This is a genomic window from Arthrobacter sp. UYCu723, from assembly GCF_054059215.1.
In genome coordinates, this window is record NZ_JBSSBW010000001.1 from 4,538,825 (window position 1) to 4,556,895 (window position 18,071).

The following is an 18,071-nucleotide window of genomic DNA, read 5'->3' on the forward strand; positions in this document are numbered from 1 at the left end:
TATGGACATGCTCCTGATCCCCTGCCCCAACTGCGGCCCCCGGGACGAAACCGAATTCCAGTACGGCGGCCAGGCCCACATTGCCTACCCCGAAAACCCGGCAGAACTCACCGACCGCGAATGGGCCGAGTACCTGTTCTACCGCGACAACACCAAAGGCGCGTTCGCCGAACGCTGGCTGCACAGCACCGGCTGCCGGCAATGGTTCAACATGCTCCGCGACACCGTCACCTACGACATCCAGGCCGTCTACCCGATGGGCCAGCCGCGCCCTGACAAGGAAAACGCAGCCACGGGAACCACTGCCCCCACAGTCGCCAGCCCCGTCTCCCCGGAAGGAGCAATCAAATGACCGCTCAGCAGCAGCCCGCGCGTCTTGGCACCGGCGGACGCATCGACCGCAGCGTCACCTGGCGCTTCACCCTGGACGGCCGTGAATACGCCGGCCACCCCGGCGACACCCTCGCCTCCGCCCTGCTGGCCAACGGCCACATCACTGCGGGCAACTCCCTCTACGAGGACCGGCCCCGCGGCATCATGTCCGCCGGAGTCGAGGAATCCAACGCCCTCGTCAAGATCGCCGCCCGGTTCCCGGGCCACGTGGCCGAGTCCATGCTCCCCGCCACCACAGTGTCCCTCGTGGACGGCCTCGGCGCCGAACTCCTCAACGGACTGGGAAAGCTGGACCCGGACGAGGACCGCGCCGAGTACGACAAGAAGTACGTCCACACCGACGTCCTCGTGGTCGGCGGCGGCCCGGCAGGCCTGGCCGCAGCGCGCCAGGCCGTCCGTGCCGGCGCCCGGGTCATCCTCATTGACGACCAGCCCGAACTGGGCGGCTCGCTGTTGTCCGGATCCACCGATCCGGCACTCGCGGACACCATTGAAGGGGTACCCGCGCTTGACTGGGTGGCCAATGTAGAAGCCGAACTGATCTCCGCGGCCGAGTGCACGGTGCTGAACCGCACCACCGCCTTCGGCTCCTACGACTCCAACTACGTCATCGCGGCCCAGAACCGGACGGACCACTTCCTCACCCCGGCCGCACCCGGCGTGTCCCGCCAACGGATCTGGCACATCCGCGCCGCCCAGGTCATCCTGGCCCCGGGCGCACACGAACGCCCGCTGGTCTTCGAAAACAACGACCGCCCCGGCATCATGCTCGCCTCCGCGGTCCGCAGCTACCTCAACCGCTACGCCGTGGCCGCCGGTTCCCGGGTGGTCATCGGCACCACCAACGACAGCGCCTACAGCCTGGCCACCGACCTCCGTGCCGCCGGCATCACCGTCGAAGCCGTCGTGGACGCCCGTGCGCAGCTGAGCGAAAAGGCAGCCGCAGCAGCCGCAGCCGGCACACGGGTGCTGATTGGCAGCGCCGTCGCCGACACCACCGGCCAGGAACGGCTCCTCGGCGTCACTGTCCGGAGCATCAACGACGCCGGCGAACTCACCTCCGGCGTCGAACAGCTCTCCTGCGACCTGCTGGCCGTCTCCGGCGGCTGGTCACCCGTGGTGCACCTGCACTCCCAGCGCCAGGGCAAGCTCCGCTGGGACGAGGACCTGGCGGCGTTCGTGCCCAGCAGCGTGGTTCCCAGCCAGCAGGTGGCCGGTTCGGGCCGCGGCAGTTTCGAACTCGACGACTGCGTCGCCGAAGGCATCGCAGCCGGGGACTCGGCGGTCGGCGCCGTCGGCTTCGACTCCGCCGCCGACTCCGATGCAAAGCCGGTAACGCCGACGGCGCCGCGCGCCTCCGCACCGACCCGCCAGCTGTGGCTGGTCCCCGGGCAGAAAGGCGGCCCGGAGGACTGGCACCACCACTTCGTCGACTTCCAGCGGGACCAGTCCGTGGCCGACGTCCTCCGCTCCACCGGGGCCGGCATGCGCTCGGTGGAGCACATCAAGCGCTACACGTCCATCAGCACCGCCAACGACCAGGGCAAGACCTCCGGGGTGAACGCGATCGGTGTCATCGCCGCGGCCCTCAAGCACGGTGGCGGGGGGTCCGCCGACGGCACACCCGGGATCGGGGAAATCGGTACCACCGCGTACCGCGCCCCCTTCACCCCGGTGGCGTTCGCTGCCCTGGCCGGACGCCAGCGCGGCGAACTCTTCGACCCTGCCCGCCTCACCTCCATCCACGCCTGGCACGTCGCGAGGGGGGCGCTCTTCGAAGACGTGGGGCAGTGGAAGCGGCCCTGGTACTACCCGCAGGACGGGGAGGATATGGACACCGCGGTGCTGCGTGAATGCGCCGCCGTCCGGGACTCCGTGGGCTTCATGGACGCCACCACGCTGGGCAAGATCGAGATCCGCGGCAAGGACGCGGGCGAGTTCCTGAACCGCATCTACACCAACGCGTTCAAGAAACTGGCGCCGGGCTCGGCCCGGTACGGCGTGATGTGCACGCCGGACGGGATGGTCTTCGACGACGGCGTCACGCTGCGCCTGGACGCGGACCGGTTCTTCATGACCACCACCACCGGCGGCGCCGCGAAGGTGCTGGACTGGCTGGAGGAATGGCTGCAGACCGAATGGCCGGACCTGGACGTGCACTGCACCTCCGTCACGGAGCAGTGGTCCACCATCGCCGTCGTCGGACCGAAATCCCGCGCCGTCGTCGCGAAGCTGGCCCCGGAACTGGCTGCCGACGGCGGCCTCGAGGCCGAGGCTTTCCCGTTCATGATGTTCAAGGAAACAACCCTGGCCTCCGGCGTCCGGGCACGGATCTGCCGGATCTCGTTCTCCGGCGAACTGGCCTACGAAATCAACATCCCGGCCTGGTACGGGCTGAACACCTGGGAAGCCGTGGCCGCGGCCGGGGCGGAATTCAACATCACCCCCTACGGCACCGAAACGATGCACGTGCTGCGGGCCGAGAAGGGCTACCCGATCGTCGGGCAGGACACCGACGGGACCGTGACCCCGCAGGACGCCGGCATGGAATGGGTCGTATCCAAGGTCAAGGACTTCATCGGCAAACGCTCCTATGCACGCAAGGATGCCGGCCGCACCGACCGGAAGCACCTGGTCAGCGTCCTGCCCGTGGACGGCACGATCCGGCTGCCCGAAGGCACCCAGCTGGTGGAGCAGGACATCACCGTCAACCCTGCCTACGGCCCCGTCCCCATGCAGGGATTCGTGACCTCCAGCTACCACAGTGCGGCGCTGGGACGCTCATTCGCCCTGGCCCTGATCAAGAACGGCCGCAACCGGATCGGCGAAACCCTGGTGGCCGCCGCCGGGGACCAGCTGGTGGACGTCGTTGTCGCAGAAACCGTACTTTTTGACTCTGAAGGGACCCGCAAAGATGGCTAATACAGCAGCACTCCATGGCGTCAATGGACTGCGGGACATCCGCCGCAGCCCCGCCTCCCACCTGACGCCCGCACTTGAATCCGGCTCCATCCCGGGAAAAGTAGTCCTCAACGAAGGCCCCTTCCAGACCATGGCCGGAATCCGCGTTGACCCCCGCTCCGAGGAAGGATCACGGATCGCGTCCCTTACCGGCGGCCTGCCGGCACGCTGCGGCGACGTGACCGGCTCGGACCGCATCAGCGTCCTCTGGCTCGGTCCGTCCGAGTTCATGGTCGTGGCACCGGAAGCTGCCCACGATTCCCTTGGCGGCAACCTCATCGGCTCTCTCACGGAAGCACTGGGCGACGCCCCGGGCCAGGTGGTGGATCTCTCCGCCAACCGCACCACGTTCGAACTGTCCGGTCCCCGGGCGCGGGCCGTCCTGGAGAAGGGCTGCTCCCTGGACCTGCACCCCCGCGTCTTCAAGCCCGGAACAGCCCTCGCCACCGAGGTCGGCAACATCCCGGTTGTGCTGCAGAAGACCGGGGAGGAAAGCTTCCGGCTCTTCCCCCGGGCATCGTTCGCGGACTTCCTTGGCCGGTGGCTCCTCGACGCGATGCGCGAATACGCCTCCCCCGAGGTCCCCTGATGGCGCTCAGCGTCCTGGACCTGTTTTCTGTTGGCATCGGGCCGTCCTCCTCCCACACGGTCGGCCCGATGCGGGCGGCGAAGCTCTTTGCCGACGGCCTCAAAAGCGGCGGGCTCCTGAGCTCAACCACACGGGTGCAGGCCGAACTGTTCGGCTCCCTCGGCGCCACCGGCCGGGGCCACGGTTCAGACAAGGCCGTGGTCCTGGGCCTTCAGGGCCAGGACCCGGAGAGTGTGGACACCGGAACCGCCGATGACCAGGTGGCGGCCGCTGCCCTGGATGCCGAACTCCGGATCGGCGGAGACCACCGCGTGGACTTCAACTGGGACGAGGACGTGGTGCTGCACCGCCGCAAGTCCCTGCCGGCCCACCCCAACGGCATGACCTTCCGGGCGCTGGACCACACCGGCGCCGTCCTCAGCGAACGGAGCTTCTATTCCATTGGGGGCGGCTTCGTGGTTGACGGCGATGCCGACGCCGGCGACCAGGTGGTGGCAGACGACACCGTGCTGCCCTACCCCTTCACAACAGCCGACGAACTCCTGGCCATCTGCGATCGGGAGGGCATGTCCATCGCCGAGGTCATGCTCGCCAACGAACTCGTCTGGCACAGCGAGGCCGAACTCCGGGACAAGCTCCTGGCCCTGTGGGCGGTCATGCGCCAGTGCGTGGAGAACGGCTGCGCGGCCGAGGGAATCCTGCCCGGCGGGTTGAACGTCAAGCGGCGGGCCCCTTCCCTGTTCAGGACGCTGGCAGCAACCGCTGTCAGCGCCGACGCGGAAGCCCGGAACCCGTCCCCGGTGCAGGTGCCTGCCGACCCGCTGCTCGCCATGGAGTGGGTGAACCTGTTCGCCCTCGCCGTCAACGAGGAGAACGCCGCCGGCGGGCGGATCGTCACCGCACCCACCAACGGTGCGGCCGGCATAGTGCCGGCCGTCTTGCACTATTACGTCAAGTTCGTCCCCGGAGCCAACGACGACGGCGTCGTCCGTTTCCTGCTGACGGCCGCCGCCGTCGGGATCCTGTTCAAGATCAATGCCTCCATCTCCGGGGCCGAGGTCGGTTGCCAGGGCGAGGTCGGATCGGCCTGCTCCATGGCGGCGGCCGGGCTGTGCGAAGTCCTCGGCGGCACCCCGGCGCAGGTGGAAAACGCCGCCGAGGTCGGGATTGAACACAACCTCGGGCTGACCTGCGACCCTGTCGGCGGGCTGGTGCAGATTCCGTGCATCGAACGCAATGCCATTGCCAGCGTCAAAGCCATCAACGCCGCCCGCCTGTGCCTCCACGGCGACGGCAGCCACAAAGTGTCGCTGGACAAAGCCATCAAGACCATGCGCGAAACAGGAGCGGACATGAAAACCAAGTACAAGGAAACCTCCCGCGGGGGCCTCGCCGTGAACGTGATCGAGTGCTGAACCGTGGAAACCCTAACTGGCAGCGCCGCTGAATACGTCCTGACCCTCGATTGCCCGGAAACACGGGGGCTCGTCCACGCCGTCTCCGGATTCCTGCTGGAACAAGGCTGCGACATCCTGGAAAGCAAGCAGTTCGACTCAGAGGTGAACGGCCACTTCTTCATGCGGATCCACTTTGCTTCGGACGGAGACCCGGCCGGCAAACCTGCCATCACTGATACGCTCCGGGATGCCTTCGTGCCCGTAGCCGAAAAATTTGGCATGCAGTGGCAACTGCGCGCTTACGGGACGAAACGCCGGGTCCTGATCATGGTCTCGAAATTCGAGCACTGCCTCAACGATCTGCTGTTCCGCGCCCGCATCGGTGAACTGCCCATCGATACTGTCGGAGTCGTCTCGAACCATCCGGACCACCGGGGGATCGTGGAATGGCACGGCATCCCTTTCTTTCATGTGCCCGTCACGGCAGACACCAAGCCGGCAGCCGAGGAACGCCTCCTGGAGCTCGTCGACCGGCTGGATGTCGAACTGGTGGTGCTGGCCCGGTACATGCAGGTCCTCAGCGACGAACTCACCCGCCGCCTGGACGGCCGCGCCATCAACATCCATCACTCCTTCCTGCCCAGCTTCAAGGGCGCCAAGCCCTACCACCAGGCGCACGCCCGCGGCGTGAAGACCGTCGGCGCCACCGCCCACTACGTCAACGCGGAGCTCGATGAAGGGCCCATCATCTCCCAACAGGTGGTGGAGGTGGACCACACCTACGGGCCCGACGATCTCGTGGCCGCCGGACGGGACACCGAGTGCAAAGCACTGTCCAACGCCGTCCGCTGGCACTGCGAGGGACGCGTTTTCCTCCAAGGCAACCGGACCGTCGTACTGCGCTAGTTGTCCTACTGCGCTAGATACAGCACGTGCCCAGACTTCCGGAGGGCTGTCGAGGGGGAATCGTGGGCCCAAGTGTGGCTCGGACCGTACTCCAGACCGCAGACACAAAGCTCAATCCCCTGAAGACATCGCCAATCCGGCCCGATCCGGCGCCGGTGCGGCCAAGTCAAAAGCACGGGGTGTGGGCAATGTCCGCACCCCGTGCTTTTGAGTGTCTATGGGTTTCTTGCAAGTATTCGGCTGATGCCTGCTGGTTTGAGTGTGCCGGTCGGAACGTGCTCCGGTCCGGGGACCCGTCGCCAGGTCAGGCAGAAATCCGGTTCGCCAGACTGGAGTGAGTCACGTCAACGGCCGGCACGCCATCGCCGGTCTGGCCGTACAGCCAGTCGTTGTACTGGAAGTCGTTGTCCTTCCGGCTCTTGAAGAGCAGGTTGCGCAGCGTCCGGGCCAGTCCGGAGACGTGCCAGGATTCGCCCCAGATGCGGGCGGTGCGCTGGACCCGGGCGGTTCGGCCGGCGCGGAGGTTGTTGAATTCCTTGATGGCGTCGTCCCAGGCTTCCGGGTTGACGCCGTCCGGGGTGAACACGGTGCCGTTGCTGACGTCCTGCAGCACGGCTGCGTCCTCGAGCGCCTGGCAGGCGCCCTGGGCGAGGTACTGGAGCATGGGATGGGCGGCGTCGCCCATCAGCACCATCCGGCCGGCGACCCAGTTTACGATCGGGTCGCGGTCGTACATGGGCCAGCGGATGCCGGTGCCCAGGTTCTTCAGCGCTTCCTGAACGGCCGGGACGCAATCCTTGTATGCGGCCTCAAGCTCGTCCACTCCCCCGTACTGCTCTTCGCCGCGCTCGAAGGAGGCGGACTTGAAAACGGCCACGGTGTTCAGCAGCTCGCCCTTGCGCAGCGGGTACTGCACGAGGTGGCAGTCCGGGCCGAGGTAGACGATCACGTCCTCGAGGTCGGCCTTGGGCGTGTTTTCGGTGATCGGCACGGTGCCTCGGTAGGCCACGTAGGCCGAGGGGACCGGCTGGTCGGTGGCGACGAGCGGGCGCAGGGTGGACTTGAGTCCGTCGGCGCCGATCACGACGTCGGCCTCGTAGTCCACGCCTGCGGCGGTGTGGGCCACACCCCGGCCGTTCACGGTCTCAACACTTTCGACTAGGACGTCGTTGACGAGCTTGACGCCGGCCGCCTCACAGCCTTCGAGCAGGACCCGGTGCAGGTCGCTGCGGTGGATCACAACGTACGGTGCGCCGTAGCGTTCCGCGAATTCCCCGTCGAGCGTCTGGCGGGTGAGCTCCTCGCCGGTGACGGCGTCGCGGAAGACCAGGTGTTTGGGCTGGACGCCGATTTCCAGTGCCTTTTCCAGCAGGCCCCAGCGTTTGAGGACTCGGGACGCGTTGGGGGCCATCTGCAGCCCCGCGCCGACCTCGCCGAATTCAGGGGCCCGCTCCACGAGGGTGACGTTGGCGCCGTTTTCCCGCAGCGCGAGGGCTCCGGCCAGTCCGGCCATTCCCCCTCCGATGACGAGGACATCGGTGGACGTGGCGTGCTCAGACATTGCTTGCTCCTGTTGGTGAGGGTGAGATGGAGAGTTTTGACTTCAGTTTGAGGCCGACAGCGGCCAGCAGGACCGCGGCGATCGCGGCGGCACCGGCGAATGCGAGGAAATTGGAACTGACACCCAGCCCGGCGGCCAGCAGGAGGCCACCTGCCTGCGGTGCGGCGACGGCGCCGATGCGGCCGGTCCCCAGCGCCCAGCCCAGCGCGGTCCCCCGCAGGTGTCCGGGATAGTGGCTCGCGACGGCGGCGATGATGAGGCACTGCGTGCCGTGGGTGCCGACGCCGGCGAGGACCAGCATGAGGTACACGACGCTGACCGGCGGTCCCGCGACCAGGACCACCAGCGCGCCGGCGGCGACGGCGGCCGCGGCGATGGCGGTCGGAATCGGACCGAAGCGGGTGCCTGCCCAGGCCGTGATGACCGAGCCGGCCACCGCCCCGAGGTTAAGGGCAAGGGCGAAGGTCAGGGCGGAGCCCAGGTTGTACCCGGCCAGCTGCATGAGGTTGGGCAGCCAGGTGCCCAGCCCGTACCAAGCAAACAGTGTGGCGAGCGTCGCCAGGGCGAAAAGCACGCTGACCCCCAGGTACGGGGCGCGGAGCAGGGACTTGAAGCCTGACGGCTCCATGATCTTGCGACCGCTGCCGGCTGCCTTGCGTGCAGCTTTGCCTGTTGCACTGCCTGTGGCGCGGACCGGGGCCAGCGTCTCCGGAAGGTATTTCAGTCCGAGCGGCACCACGATCATCAGTGCGAGCACGGCCACGAGGAACATGGACTCCCAGCCGAAGGCGGGGATCAGCTGGATGCCGACGAGGGCCGCAATGGATCCGCCGATCGGGACGCCGGACATCATCAGGGTAGCGATGGTGGACCGCCATTTGGTGGGGACCAGCTCGGCAACGAGTGCATTCGCCGAGGGCACCAGTCCGCCAAGCCCGACGCCGGCGAGGAGCCGCAGTGCCCCGAAGACGGCGGCGTTGGGGGCGAAGGCGCAGAGGATGGTGAAGATCGAGAAGATGATGGCGCAGCCGAGGATGGTACGGCGGCGGCCCCAGGAGTCGGCCATCCGGCCGGCAAAGATGGCACCGATCATCATGCCGAGGAAGGCCATGGATCCAATGGTCCCGGCGGTGGCCTTGCTCAGGCCCCAGCCGGTCTCGGAGATCAGGGAGGACTGGACGGTGCCGTAGACGATGAGGTCGTAGCCATCGAAGACCACCAATAGCCAGCAGACGAGGACGGCTGCTGCCGAGCCTTTGGAGAACCCTGATGCAGGCCCATCGGCGGTAGTGGGGGCGGGAGCCCCCGGCGAGGACAGTTGCGGTGCTACGGCGGAAGGTGTGTGATTCATCCCACTACTGTCGTAGCGGTCACAGGTGAACCACAATACAATTCTGATGTGCAGAACAACCCATCAGCCAAGTCCGCCCGGATGCCCGTACAGAAGCGGCCCACCTATTCCATCGAGGCAGTCGACAACGCCTTGCAGCTCCTTCAGTTGCTCCGCGACGGCGGCGCACTGCGGCTCAAGGACGCCGCCGAGGAGCTGGGCGTGGCCCCGTCCACCGCCCACCGCCTCTTGGCGATGCTGGTCTACCGGGGTTTCGCCGTACAGGATGAAACCCGCCGCTATGTCCCCGGCCCGGCAATGGGCGTCGGGCCGGCCGGGCTGAGCTGGACCAGGCTGCTCCGCTCGCTCGCCCAGCCGCACATGGAGCTGCTCTCCGCGCAACTCAACGAGACCGTCAACCTCATGGTGCGGGTGGGTACGAAAGTGCGGTTCCTGGCCACGGTGGAAGGGGACAATGTGTTACGGGTTGGTGACCGGCAGGGGACGGTGATGCCAGCCAACAAGACCTCCGGAGGCAAGGCCATGCTCGCCGAACTGGAACTCCACATGATCGACCAGCTCTTCCGCAGCAACAATGCCGAGATTGGCGGGGACACCATTCCGGCGACGGATTACCCGGCGTTCCTGCGCGAGCTGGCGTCCGTCCGCAGCAACGGCTTCGCGGCCAATTTCGAAGGCACGGAGGAGGGTGTGAGCGCCCTCGGGATGGCCCTGCACAACCGGCACGGGCAGGTGGTCGGCGCGCTCAGCGTCGCCACTCCCGCGACCCGCTTCCGCCGGGTGTTCGACTCCGGGCTCGTCCCCGCCCTGCAGGAAACCTGCCGGCAGCTGGAGATCGATATCGCGGCGAATCCGGCCGGGCCGGGCTGAGCACCTGGCTGGCCACCCAGCAGGAACAGTCAATCAATTCTGACCAGCAGAATATGCTCGGGATCACATACCTGCGTCCGTAGAGTCGAACTACGCCAAAGAACTGTTCTGACCTACCGAGGAGGCCCACGTGTCCATCAGCGCCGAGAACACGACTCATGAATCAGTGGCCGCGGGGCACACTGCTCCGGAGCCGACGCCCGAAGAGGCTGCCCAGCTGAAGGAGCTGTACCGGGATTTTGACCGCGAGAACCTGATCCCGCTCTGGACCGGGATCGCCGACCTGATGCCGATGGTCCCGACCCCCAAGGCGGTGCCCCACGTCTGGCGGTGGAGCGACCTGTACCCGCTGGCTGCCCGGGCGGGCGATCTTGTCCCGGTGGGCCGCGGCGGCGAACGCCGCGCCATTGCCCTGGCCAACCCGGGCCTGGCGAACACGCCCTACGCGACCCCCACGCTGTGGGCAGCCATCCAGTACCTCGGCGCCCGCGAGACCGCGCCCGAGCACCGCCACTCCCAGAACGCGTTCCGCTTCGTCGTCGAGGGCGAAGGCGTCTGGACGGTGGTGAACGGGGACCCGGTGCGGATGTCCCCGCGGCGACTTCCTGCTGACCCCGGGCTGGAACTTCCACGGCCACCACAACGACACCGATGAGCCCATGGCCTGGATCGACGGCCTGGACATCCCCTTTGTGCACTACGCCGACGCCGGCTTCTTCGAGTTCGGCACCGAGCGCGTCACGGACGAGGCCACCCCGGACATCTCCCGGGCCGAGCGGCTCTGGGCCCACCCGGGCCTGCGTCCGCTCTCCGGCCTGGATGACACCACCAGCTCCCCCATCGCGGCCTACCGCTGGGAACACACGGACCGGGCATTGCGCGAGCAGCTGCTGCTCGAGGACGAGGGCCACCCGGCCACTGTGTCCCAGGGCCACGCCGCCGTCCGCTACACCAACCCCACCACCGGCGGCGACGTGATGCCGACCATCAGGGCCGAATTCCACCGCCTCCGCGCCGGCGCCTCCACCGAAGCCGTCCGCGAAGTCGGCTCCAGCGTCTGGCAGGTCTTCGAAGGCTCCGGCTCCGTGGTCCTGAACGGCGAAACCAGGACCCTGGAAAAGGGCGACCTCTTCGTCGTCCCGTCCTGGACAGAATGGTCCCTCCGGGCCGAGCTGCAGGCGGACCTGCAGGCGGACACCGGGTTCGATCTCTTCCGCTTCAGTGACGCCCCCATTTTCGAACGGCTGAACTTCAACCGCACCTACATCGAAGGACGCAACAAATGAGACTCCTCACCCTCCGCCTCCCCCAGGGGGACAAAACAGTAGCCCAGGCCGTCCGCCAGGACGGCGACACCCTGACCGAGATCAACGGCTTTGCCGACGTCGGAGAGCTGCTCCGCTCAGCAGGCTGGGAGGCGACCGCGAAGGCAGCCAACGGCGCCACGCACCCGCTCGACGGCGCGGACCTCGACGCCGTCGTCCCCTCCCCCGGCAAGATCATCTGCGTGGGCCACAACTACCGCAACCACATCAAGGAAATGGGCCGGGAAGTCCCCGAGTTCCCCACCTTGTTCGCCAAGTACCAGGAATCCCTGATCGGCCCGAACGATGACCTGGCCCTCCCGCAGGAATCCGACGCCGTCGACTGGGAGGCCGAACTCGCCGTCGTCATCGGCAAGAAAGGCCGCCGGATCAGCGAAGCCGACGCCGCGGACCACATCGCCGGCTACGCCGTGCTGAACGACGTGAGCATGCGGGACTACCAGTTCCGCACCATCCAGTGGCTGCAGGGCAAGACCTGGGAAAAGTCCACCCCGTTCGGGCCCGCACTTGTCACCAAGGACGAATTCACCGCCGGCCCGTTGATGACCTCCGAGGTCGACGGCGAAGTCCAGCAGCAGACCCCCACCGGCGACCTCGTCTTCACTCCCGAGTACCTGGTCTCCTACATCTCCACCATCATCACGCTGAACCCGGGCGACGTGATCGCCACCGGCACCCCCGGCGGTGTTGGCCACGCCCAGGACCCCAAGCGCTACCTGCAGGAAGGCCAGCTCCTGGTTACCACCATCGAGGGACTGGGCCAGCTGAAGAACCGTGTGGTCAAGGAAGCCTGATGGTTGCCCGCCACGACCAGACCACGGACCCAGAGCTGCTTGTGGCACTGCTGCAGGCGCGCCGGGGCACGGCGTTCTTCGCCCGCAAGCTCAACGAACTCAGTGACGCGGAGCTCGACGGCGATTCGCTGCTGCCGGGCTGGACCCGCCGCCACATCACGGCGCACATCGGCTACAACGCCCGGGCCATCGCCCGGCTCATCGAGTGGGCGGCCACCGGAGTGGAAACCCCGATGTACCCGTCCACCGCGGTCCGTGACCACGAGATCGACTTCGGCGCCACGCTGAGCCCGATCGCGCTGCGGAACCTGTTTGACCACTCCGCCGTGCACCTGAACGTCGAATGGCGCGACCTGCTGGAGGACGCCTGGCGCCACAAAGTGCGGACGATCCAGGGCCGGGAAGTGCCTGCCACGGAAACGGTCTGGATGCGCAGCCGAGAAGTCTGGATGCACGCCGTCGACCTGGCCAACGGCGCCGCCTTCGGGGACATCCCGGTACCCGTGCTGGAGCGGCTCCTCCGGGATATCACCGGCGCCTGGCAGGCCCGCGGCACGGACGAGGGCCTCGTGGTTAAGGTAACTGACCGCGATCTCACGTTCGGGGACTCCACGTCGGCGTCCCCCACAGTGGTATCCGGATCGTTGGCCGCAGTGGTCGAATGGGCCGCAGGCCGTGGCAGCGGCGGCGTCACCGCAGAGAACGGCGCAGCCCTCGGCCAGGTACCGGCAGCACCCAAGTGGATCTGAATCCTGGGTGCGTGCGTCGGTAGTGCCGGGTGGGCAGACGAGACGGTAATGGGTCTTTTGGAACCATTCTATTAAGTCATGTCCACCTGGCCGCCGCGTTTCCTGCGGTGGTACCGCGGTGGACTGATCATTTAGAAGACAGGCCAGAAGCCGTCAGTCGGTGCCTGAGTCACACCGCGGTACCACTCATTCCATCATTAATGTCGGTGCCTCCTGAGATGCTTTGGGTATGGAAAGCAGAACAGCCTGGAGTGCGGAAAGCAGGGAGGCCCTGGCGGCCGTCGCCGCGTCCGCTGCTGTGCTTGCTGCCTTCACCGGCACCGGCGCGGACCGCCCTGATCCGCCCGCCGCCGATCCGCTGCGAGACACCGATCCGCTGCGGAATCTGGCGGATGCCTGCCTGGACGGTCTCGCCGAGGTGGCCCGGCTGGAAGCCCGGACCGCCGCGCTGAAGGTGAGGCTGGCCGCCGAATACGTGCAGGCGGCCAGGGCCATGGCCTCACCGGCGGCGTCCCCGCAGGAACGCACCGCCCAGGAGATGGCCCTGGTCGCGGAGGTCGCCTGTGTCCTGACCGTCAGCGAACGGACCGCCGGAGCCCTCCTGTCCGAATGCCAGGCCCTGACGACGGCGCTGCCGCTGACCCTGACGGCCCTTCAGGCCGGGACGATCTCCTGGGGCCACGCCCGGATCATCGTCGACGAAACCACCAGCCTGGATCCCGCCGGAGCGGCCGCGCTGGAAGCGCACTTCCTGGACCCCGGCGCCTCCAACCCCGCCCGCGGGTGCCAGGCCGGGGACCTCGTCCCGTCCCGGTTCCGCGCCAAAGCACGCGCCTGGCGGGAACGCCACCACCTGGTCAGCATCGAAAAACGCCACACCAAAAGCGCCGAGGACCGCCGGGTCGACTACACCCGGACCGGGACGGCATGGCCTGGCTCTCCGCCTACCTCCCGGCAGACACCGCCGCAGGGATCTGGGAACGGACCACCGCCGCCGCCCGCGCCCTCCAGGGCCCGGCCGAGGCCCGGCCCCTGGCCCAGCTCCGCGCCGACACCACCGCCACCTGGCTCCTCACCAGCCACACCACCGGCACCGGCACCACCAGCGGCGGAACGGCCGGCGGCGGAACCGGCACGGGCGCGGGTGTGGCCGGGGGCGTGGCCGGGGGTGTCCCGTCCCCGCGGGCGCAGGTCCTGATCACCGTCCCGGTCCTGTCCCTCCTGGGCGCCACCGACGAACCAGCCACCCTGGACGGGTACGGGCCGATCCCGCCGTCGATGGCCCGCCGCCTGATCGCCGACGGCGCCGACTCCTTCCACCGCGTCCTGACCGACCCCCGCGACGGCGCACCCCTGGAAATCGGACGGACCAGCTACCGCGTCACGAAGGCCCAGCGTCAATGGCTCCGGCTCCGCGACGCCAGGTGCCCCTTCCCCGGCTGCAGCAACCACTCCCTGGACAACGAAGCAGACCACCTCCTGGCCTGGGCCGACGGAGGCAACACCGGCATCTCCAACCTCGGCCAGCCCTGCCCGAGACACCACCGCCTCAAACACAGCTCCGCCTGGACACCAACCGGAGCCAGCAAAGACAACCCACCAGGGTGGACCTCACCCTCAGGCCGGCACTACCCCAGCGAACACCAGGACTGGGAACCACCCCGCTGGCCACACCACATCCCGACCACGGACACAGGCACGGACCCAGGCACGGACACCGGCCCGGACCAAGGCCTGCCCGCGGATCCGGGACATCATCCGGACCCGGCACCTGCCGGGCACCCCGGCCAGGAACCCGGCCCGGACCCCGGCCGGGATCCCGAACCGGAACTGCCCCCGGACCCCTTCCCGGACTGGCACCAATTCACGGCCTGGGACTCATTCACAGCCTGGCACCCATTCCCCGCCGCAGACCCAGACGATCCGGGCTGGCCAGCGCCCCTCGACGACCCCGTCCCGGAATGCCTCCCGTTCCTCACGGCCTCGGACAGCGCCTAGCCAGAGTAGCGGCCGCCTCTTAGAGACCCGGAATTGGCAGGATGGTGCTGTGACGATACGCGATGTAGATGGAGATCCTGGTTCAGCGTTACTGCGGGTGAAGGTGTCGATAGTGGGCAGCGAACCTGTCATCTGGCGGCTCCTCGAGGTCGACTCTTCCCTGACGCTGGACAGGATCCACGACATCATCCAAGCGGCCGTCGGGTGGCGGGATTCGCATCTGCATTCCTTCAACGACACCGACGCCTACAAGCGACTGCGGCCGGTCAATGGGAAGCTGCGTGAACCACGGCGCTGGGTCCACCCGGACTTGCTGACGGCGGCACTCGCTGAGTGCCGCCGTCGTCATTCGGCAGGCCAGGTGATCCTTTATCTCCGTTAGGACGGGTTCATCCCAGATGGACGATGGGGGCGTCACCGTCGGTTCCGGTGAACTTCTTGCGGTCGATGTTGATGAGAAGCAGAGCAATCGGTGCGATCAGGATCGCAACTCCCACTGCCCAGAGGAAGACCATGGAGTAGCCCGCGGAGAGGGACGCCAGCGACACACCACCGGCTGTGGCTGCGGCAGCGATGGTGCTGAACAGGGCGATGCCCAGGGAACCACCGATCTGCTGCGAGGCGTTGACCAAAGCGCCGGCGACACCGGAATCATCCTTGTCCACGCCGAACAGTGCGAGGTTCTGCATCGGCACGAAGACCATGCCCAGCCCGACGCCCATGAGAAGCAACGCCGGCAGCATGTTGACGAGGTAGCTGCCCTCGGCGCTGACCTGCGTGAGCCACAGCATCGCAGCCGCCATGAAGACCGGCCCCACGGCCGTCGGGATCTTCGCACCCAGTTTCGGCAGGTTCTTCGCCACGATCCCGCCGTGATGATCAGCACCACGGTCATGGGCAGGGACGCAAGCCCGGCGAGGAACGGTGCGAAGCCAAGCACAATCTGGATGTAGAAGTTCACCGCTGCACCTGTGTCTGTGCGGCTCCGGCTTAGTAGGCAGGTTGTTCGCGGTGTCCTTGACCAGCGTGACTGTCTTGTCCGCGATCCGGGCGGCGATTGTACGGTGGGCTTCGCTTCCAATGGCGCCCAGCACTGCAACTGGCGCCCAGCACTGCAACTGGCGCCAATCATCAGGGAGGCGTCGGTGGGATCATGCCGTGGATGGCCAGCTCGCCGCGGAGCAGTTCCTGGAGCAGCAGGTCCTGGAGCAGTTCTGGCGCAAGGGTAGCCGGCAGGAGGTTCTGTTCAGCGATGCCGGGACGGATATGCCGGGAAAGCTCCGGCGCGCCGATGTGGCCGATGTGGCCGATCAATCACGGTAGACGTGCCCGTAGGTCTTGCTCTTCGCCGTTGATGCCGGCCACAGCATCACGGACCACCCGCTCGACCGGGGACGCGATGTCCATGACAACCCCGGCCTCATCCGCCCCCAGCGGTTCCAGGGTTGCCAGCTGGGAGTCAAGCAGCGTGGCCGGCATGAAGTGTCCGCTGCGGCCCTCCAGCCGGGCGCCGAGGACGTCCTTGCTGCCGTCGAGGTGCAGGAACACGGTGTCCGGCGCCTGCTCCCGGATGGCGTCCCGGTAGCTGCGGCGAAGCGCGGAGCAGGCCAGGACCAGGCCGCCCGCACCGGCGCCGGCCAGTGCGTTGCCGACGGTGGCGAGCCAGGGCCAGCGGTCCTCATCCGTCAGCGGGCTGCCGGCAGCCATCTTGGCGACGTTTTCCACCGGGTGGAGCGAATCGCCGTCGAGGAACGGGACGCCGAGTTCGCGCGCCACGAGGTCACCGATGGTGGTCTTGCCGCAGCCGGAGACCCATGACAACAACGCGGCGGGCGGGCGCGGCGCCAGGTGTGACGCCGGCTTTCGGAGTGGGGGATTGATTGTTCGTCACCAGTCGTGGACCGTTCCGTCGACGAGGCGGTTGTAGGGCAGGTAGGCCTGCTGGTAGGGGTAGGCCGCGGCGGCTTGCTCGTTGAACTCGACGCCGATGCCGGGCGCCTCCCCCGGGTGCAGGTAGCCGTCGACGAAGGTCATGGACTGCTCGAAGACCTCGTTGGTGGCGTCCGAGTGCTGCATGTATTCCTGGATCCCGTAGTTGTGGATCGCCAGGCCGACGTGCAGCTGCGCGGCGAAGCCGACCGGGGAGATGTCCGTGGGCCCGTGGAAGCCGGACTTGATCTGGTACTGCGCGGCGAAGTCCATCACCTTCTTCAGCGGCGAGATCCCGCCGAAGTGCGTCGACGCGGCCCGGACGTAGTCGATCAGCTGTTCCTTGATCAGGGTCTGGTAGTCGAACACGGTGTTGAAGATCTCCCCGATCGCCAGCGGCGTGGTGGTGTGCTGGCGGACCAGGCGCAGCGCCTCCTGGTTCTCCGCCGGCGTGCAGTCCTCCAGCCAGAACAGGTCATAGGGCTCCAGGGCCTTGCCCAGCTTCGCGGCCTGGATCGGGGTCATCCGGTGGTGCCCGTCGTGCAGCAAAGGCAGCTCCGGGCCGAACTCGTTCCGGACCGCCTCAAACACGGTGGGCAGGTGCCGCAGGTAGGCCCGGGTGTCCCAGTCCTCCTCCGCCGGGAACGCGCCCCGGCCGGCCGGCTCGTAGTCGTAGCGCTCCCCCGAGGCCTGCGCCTGCGCCGCGACCCCGTAGACGGCCTTGATCCCGGGCACCGCGGTCTGGATCCGGACCGACTTGTAGCCCAGCTCCAGGTGCTCCCGCACGGAATCGAACAGCGAGGGCAGATCCGCCCCCGAGGCGTGCCCGTAGGCGCGCAGCCCGTTCCGGGACGCCCCGCCCAGCAGCTGGTACACCGGCATCCCCGCGACCTTGCCCTTGATGTCCCACAACGCCATGTCCACCGCGGCAATCGCGGCCATCGTGACCGGACCCCGGCGCCAGTAGGAGGAGCGGTAGAGGAACTGCCAGGTGTCCTCGATCCGGTGCGGGTCCTTCCCGATCAGCAGCTGCGCGACATGCTCCTTCAGATACGCGGCCACGGCCAGCTCCCGGCCGTTCAGGGTCGCATCCCCGATCCCGGTGACACCGTCCTCGGTGGTGATGCGCAGGGTGACGAAGTTACGGGACGGGCTCGTCACGAAGACTTCCGCGGCAATGATTTTCATGGCAGATCCTTCCAATCCGAGTAAGTCTCGGTGTTTTGTAATTACCGGTCGGCGCGCCGG

15 protein-coding genes and 2 pseudogenes are annotated in these 18,071 nt (G+C 67.5%); 11 read left to right on the forward strand and 6 right to left on the reverse strand.

The genetic code is table 11. The features are described 5' to 3' along the window. Positions 1-7: 7 nt before the first annotated feature. From ACVWZ8_RS21160 to purU, 5 genes are read left to right on the forward strand one after another with little or no spacing between them, the layout of a single operon-like run. On the forward strand, positions 8-352 hold the full coding sequence (locus ACVWZ8_RS21160) for a sarcosine oxidase subunit delta (RefSeq protein WP_456505731.1): 345 nt from the start codon (positions 8-10) through the stop codon (positions 350-352). Continuing rightward, on the forward strand, positions 349-3,315 hold the full coding sequence (locus tag ACVWZ8_RS21165) for a 2Fe-2S iron-sulfur cluster-binding protein (RefSeq protein ID WP_456505732.1): 2,967 nt from the start codon (positions 349-351) through the stop codon (positions 3,313-3,315). The genes ACVWZ8_RS21160 and ACVWZ8_RS21165 overlap by 4 nt, the downstream gene beginning before the upstream one ends. Continuing rightward, entirely contained in the window at positions 3,308-3,943 is a 636-nt protein-coding gene (locus ACVWZ8_RS21170; protein ID WP_456504138.1) for a sarcosine oxidase subunit gamma, read from the forward strand. The genes ACVWZ8_RS21165 and ACVWZ8_RS21170 overlap by 8 nt, the downstream gene beginning before the upstream one ends. After that, positions 3,943-5,358: an L-serine ammonia-lyase gene (locus ACVWZ8_RS21175; RefSeq protein WP_456504137.1), complete on the forward strand. Its 1,416-nt coding sequence runs from the start codon at positions 3,943-3,945 to the stop codon at positions 5,356-5,358. Before ACVWZ8_RS21170 ends, ACVWZ8_RS21175 begins: the two co-directional genes overlap by 1 nt. 3 nt (positions 5,359-5,361) lie before the next feature. Then, positions 5,362-6,246: a formyltetrahydrofolate deformylase gene (gene purU, locus ACVWZ8_RS21180; RefSeq protein ID WP_456505733.1), complete on the forward strand. Its 885-nt coding sequence runs from the start codon at positions 5,362-5,364 to the stop codon at positions 6,244-6,246. A 304-nt stretch (positions 6,247-6,550) separates the two neighbouring features. Here purU and ACVWZ8_RS21185 read toward each other — a convergent pair whose 3' ends face one another. After that, entirely contained in the window at positions 6,551-7,807 is a 1,257-nt protein-coding gene (locus ACVWZ8_RS21185) for an FAD-dependent oxidoreductase (protein WP_456505734.1), read from the reverse strand. Then, complete coding sequence (locus ACVWZ8_RS21190) at positions 7,800-9,158, reverse strand: MFS transporter (RefSeq protein WP_456505735.1); 1,359 nt, start codon at positions 9,156-9,158, stop codon at positions 7,800-7,802. The genes ACVWZ8_RS21185 and ACVWZ8_RS21190 overlap by 8 nt, the downstream gene beginning before the upstream one ends. Positions 9,159-9,239: 81 nt before the next feature. Between ACVWZ8_RS21190 and ACVWZ8_RS21195 the strand changes: the two genes are divergently transcribed. The 6 genes and pseudogenes from ACVWZ8_RS21195 (at position 9,240) to ACVWZ8_RS21220 (ending at position 15,276) form a co-directional block, all read left to right on the forward strand. Beyond that, complete coding sequence (locus tag ACVWZ8_RS21195; RefSeq protein ID WP_456505996.1) at positions 9,240-10,028, forward strand: IclR family transcriptional regulator; 789 nt, start codon at positions 9,240-9,242, stop codon at positions 10,026-10,028. Positions 10,029-10,158: 130 nt separating this feature from the next. Continuing rightward, a pseudogene (locus ACVWZ8_RS21200) lies at positions 10,159-11,314 on the forward strand (cupin domain-containing protein). Further along, positions 11,311-12,147, forward strand: coding sequence for a fumarylacetoacetate hydrolase family protein (locus ACVWZ8_RS21205; protein WP_456505736.1), 837 nt, complete (start codon positions 11,311-11,313; stop codon positions 12,145-12,147). Before ACVWZ8_RS21200 ends, ACVWZ8_RS21205 begins: the two are co-directional and overlap by 4 nt. Further along, positions 12,147-12,896 (forward strand): maleylpyruvate isomerase family mycothiol-dependent enzyme, encoded by a 750-nt coding sequence (locus tag ACVWZ8_RS21210; protein WP_456505737.1) that lies wholly within the window; start codon positions 12,147-12,149, stop codon positions 12,894-12,896. The genes ACVWZ8_RS21205 and ACVWZ8_RS21210 overlap by 1 nt, the downstream gene beginning before the upstream one ends. 229 nt (positions 12,897-13,125) lie before the next feature. Then, positions 13,126-14,894: pseudogene (locus ACVWZ8_RS21215) on the forward strand (DUF222 domain-containing protein). A gap of 103 nt (positions 14,895-14,997) precedes the next feature. Beyond that, on the forward strand, positions 14,998-15,276 hold the full coding sequence (locus ACVWZ8_RS21220) for an IS1096 element passenger TnpR family protein (protein ID WP_456505997.1): 279 nt from the start codon (positions 14,998-15,000) through the stop codon (positions 15,274-15,276). Positions 15,277-15,283: 7 nt separating this feature from the next. Here ACVWZ8_RS21220 and ACVWZ8_RS21225 read toward each other — a convergent pair whose 3' ends face one another. The 4 genes from ACVWZ8_RS21225 to manD all read right to left on the reverse strand — a co-directional run bounded on the left by ACVWZ8_RS21225 (position 15,284) and on the right by manD (position 18,011). After that, positions 15,284-15,757, reverse strand: coding sequence for an MFS transporter (locus ACVWZ8_RS21225; RefSeq protein ID WP_426977076.1), 474 nt, complete (start codon positions 15,755-15,757; stop codon positions 15,284-15,286). Between the two features lie 268 nt (positions 15,758-16,025). Next, a complete protein-coding gene (locus tag ACVWZ8_RS21230; RefSeq protein ID WP_456505738.1) occupies positions 16,026-16,208 on the reverse strand; it encodes a hypothetical protein in 183 nt (60 codons plus the stop codon). Then, positions 16,209-16,715, reverse strand: coding sequence for a gluconokinase (locus ACVWZ8_RS21235; RefSeq protein WP_456505739.1), 507 nt, complete (start codon positions 16,713-16,715; stop codon positions 16,209-16,211). Between the two features lie 66 nt (positions 16,716-16,781). Further along, a complete protein-coding gene (manD, locus tag ACVWZ8_RS21240; RefSeq protein WP_456505740.1) occupies positions 16,782-18,011 on the reverse strand; it encodes a D-mannonate dehydratase ManD in 1,230 nt (409 codons plus the stop codon). Positions 18,012-18,071 lie beyond the last annotated feature (60 nt).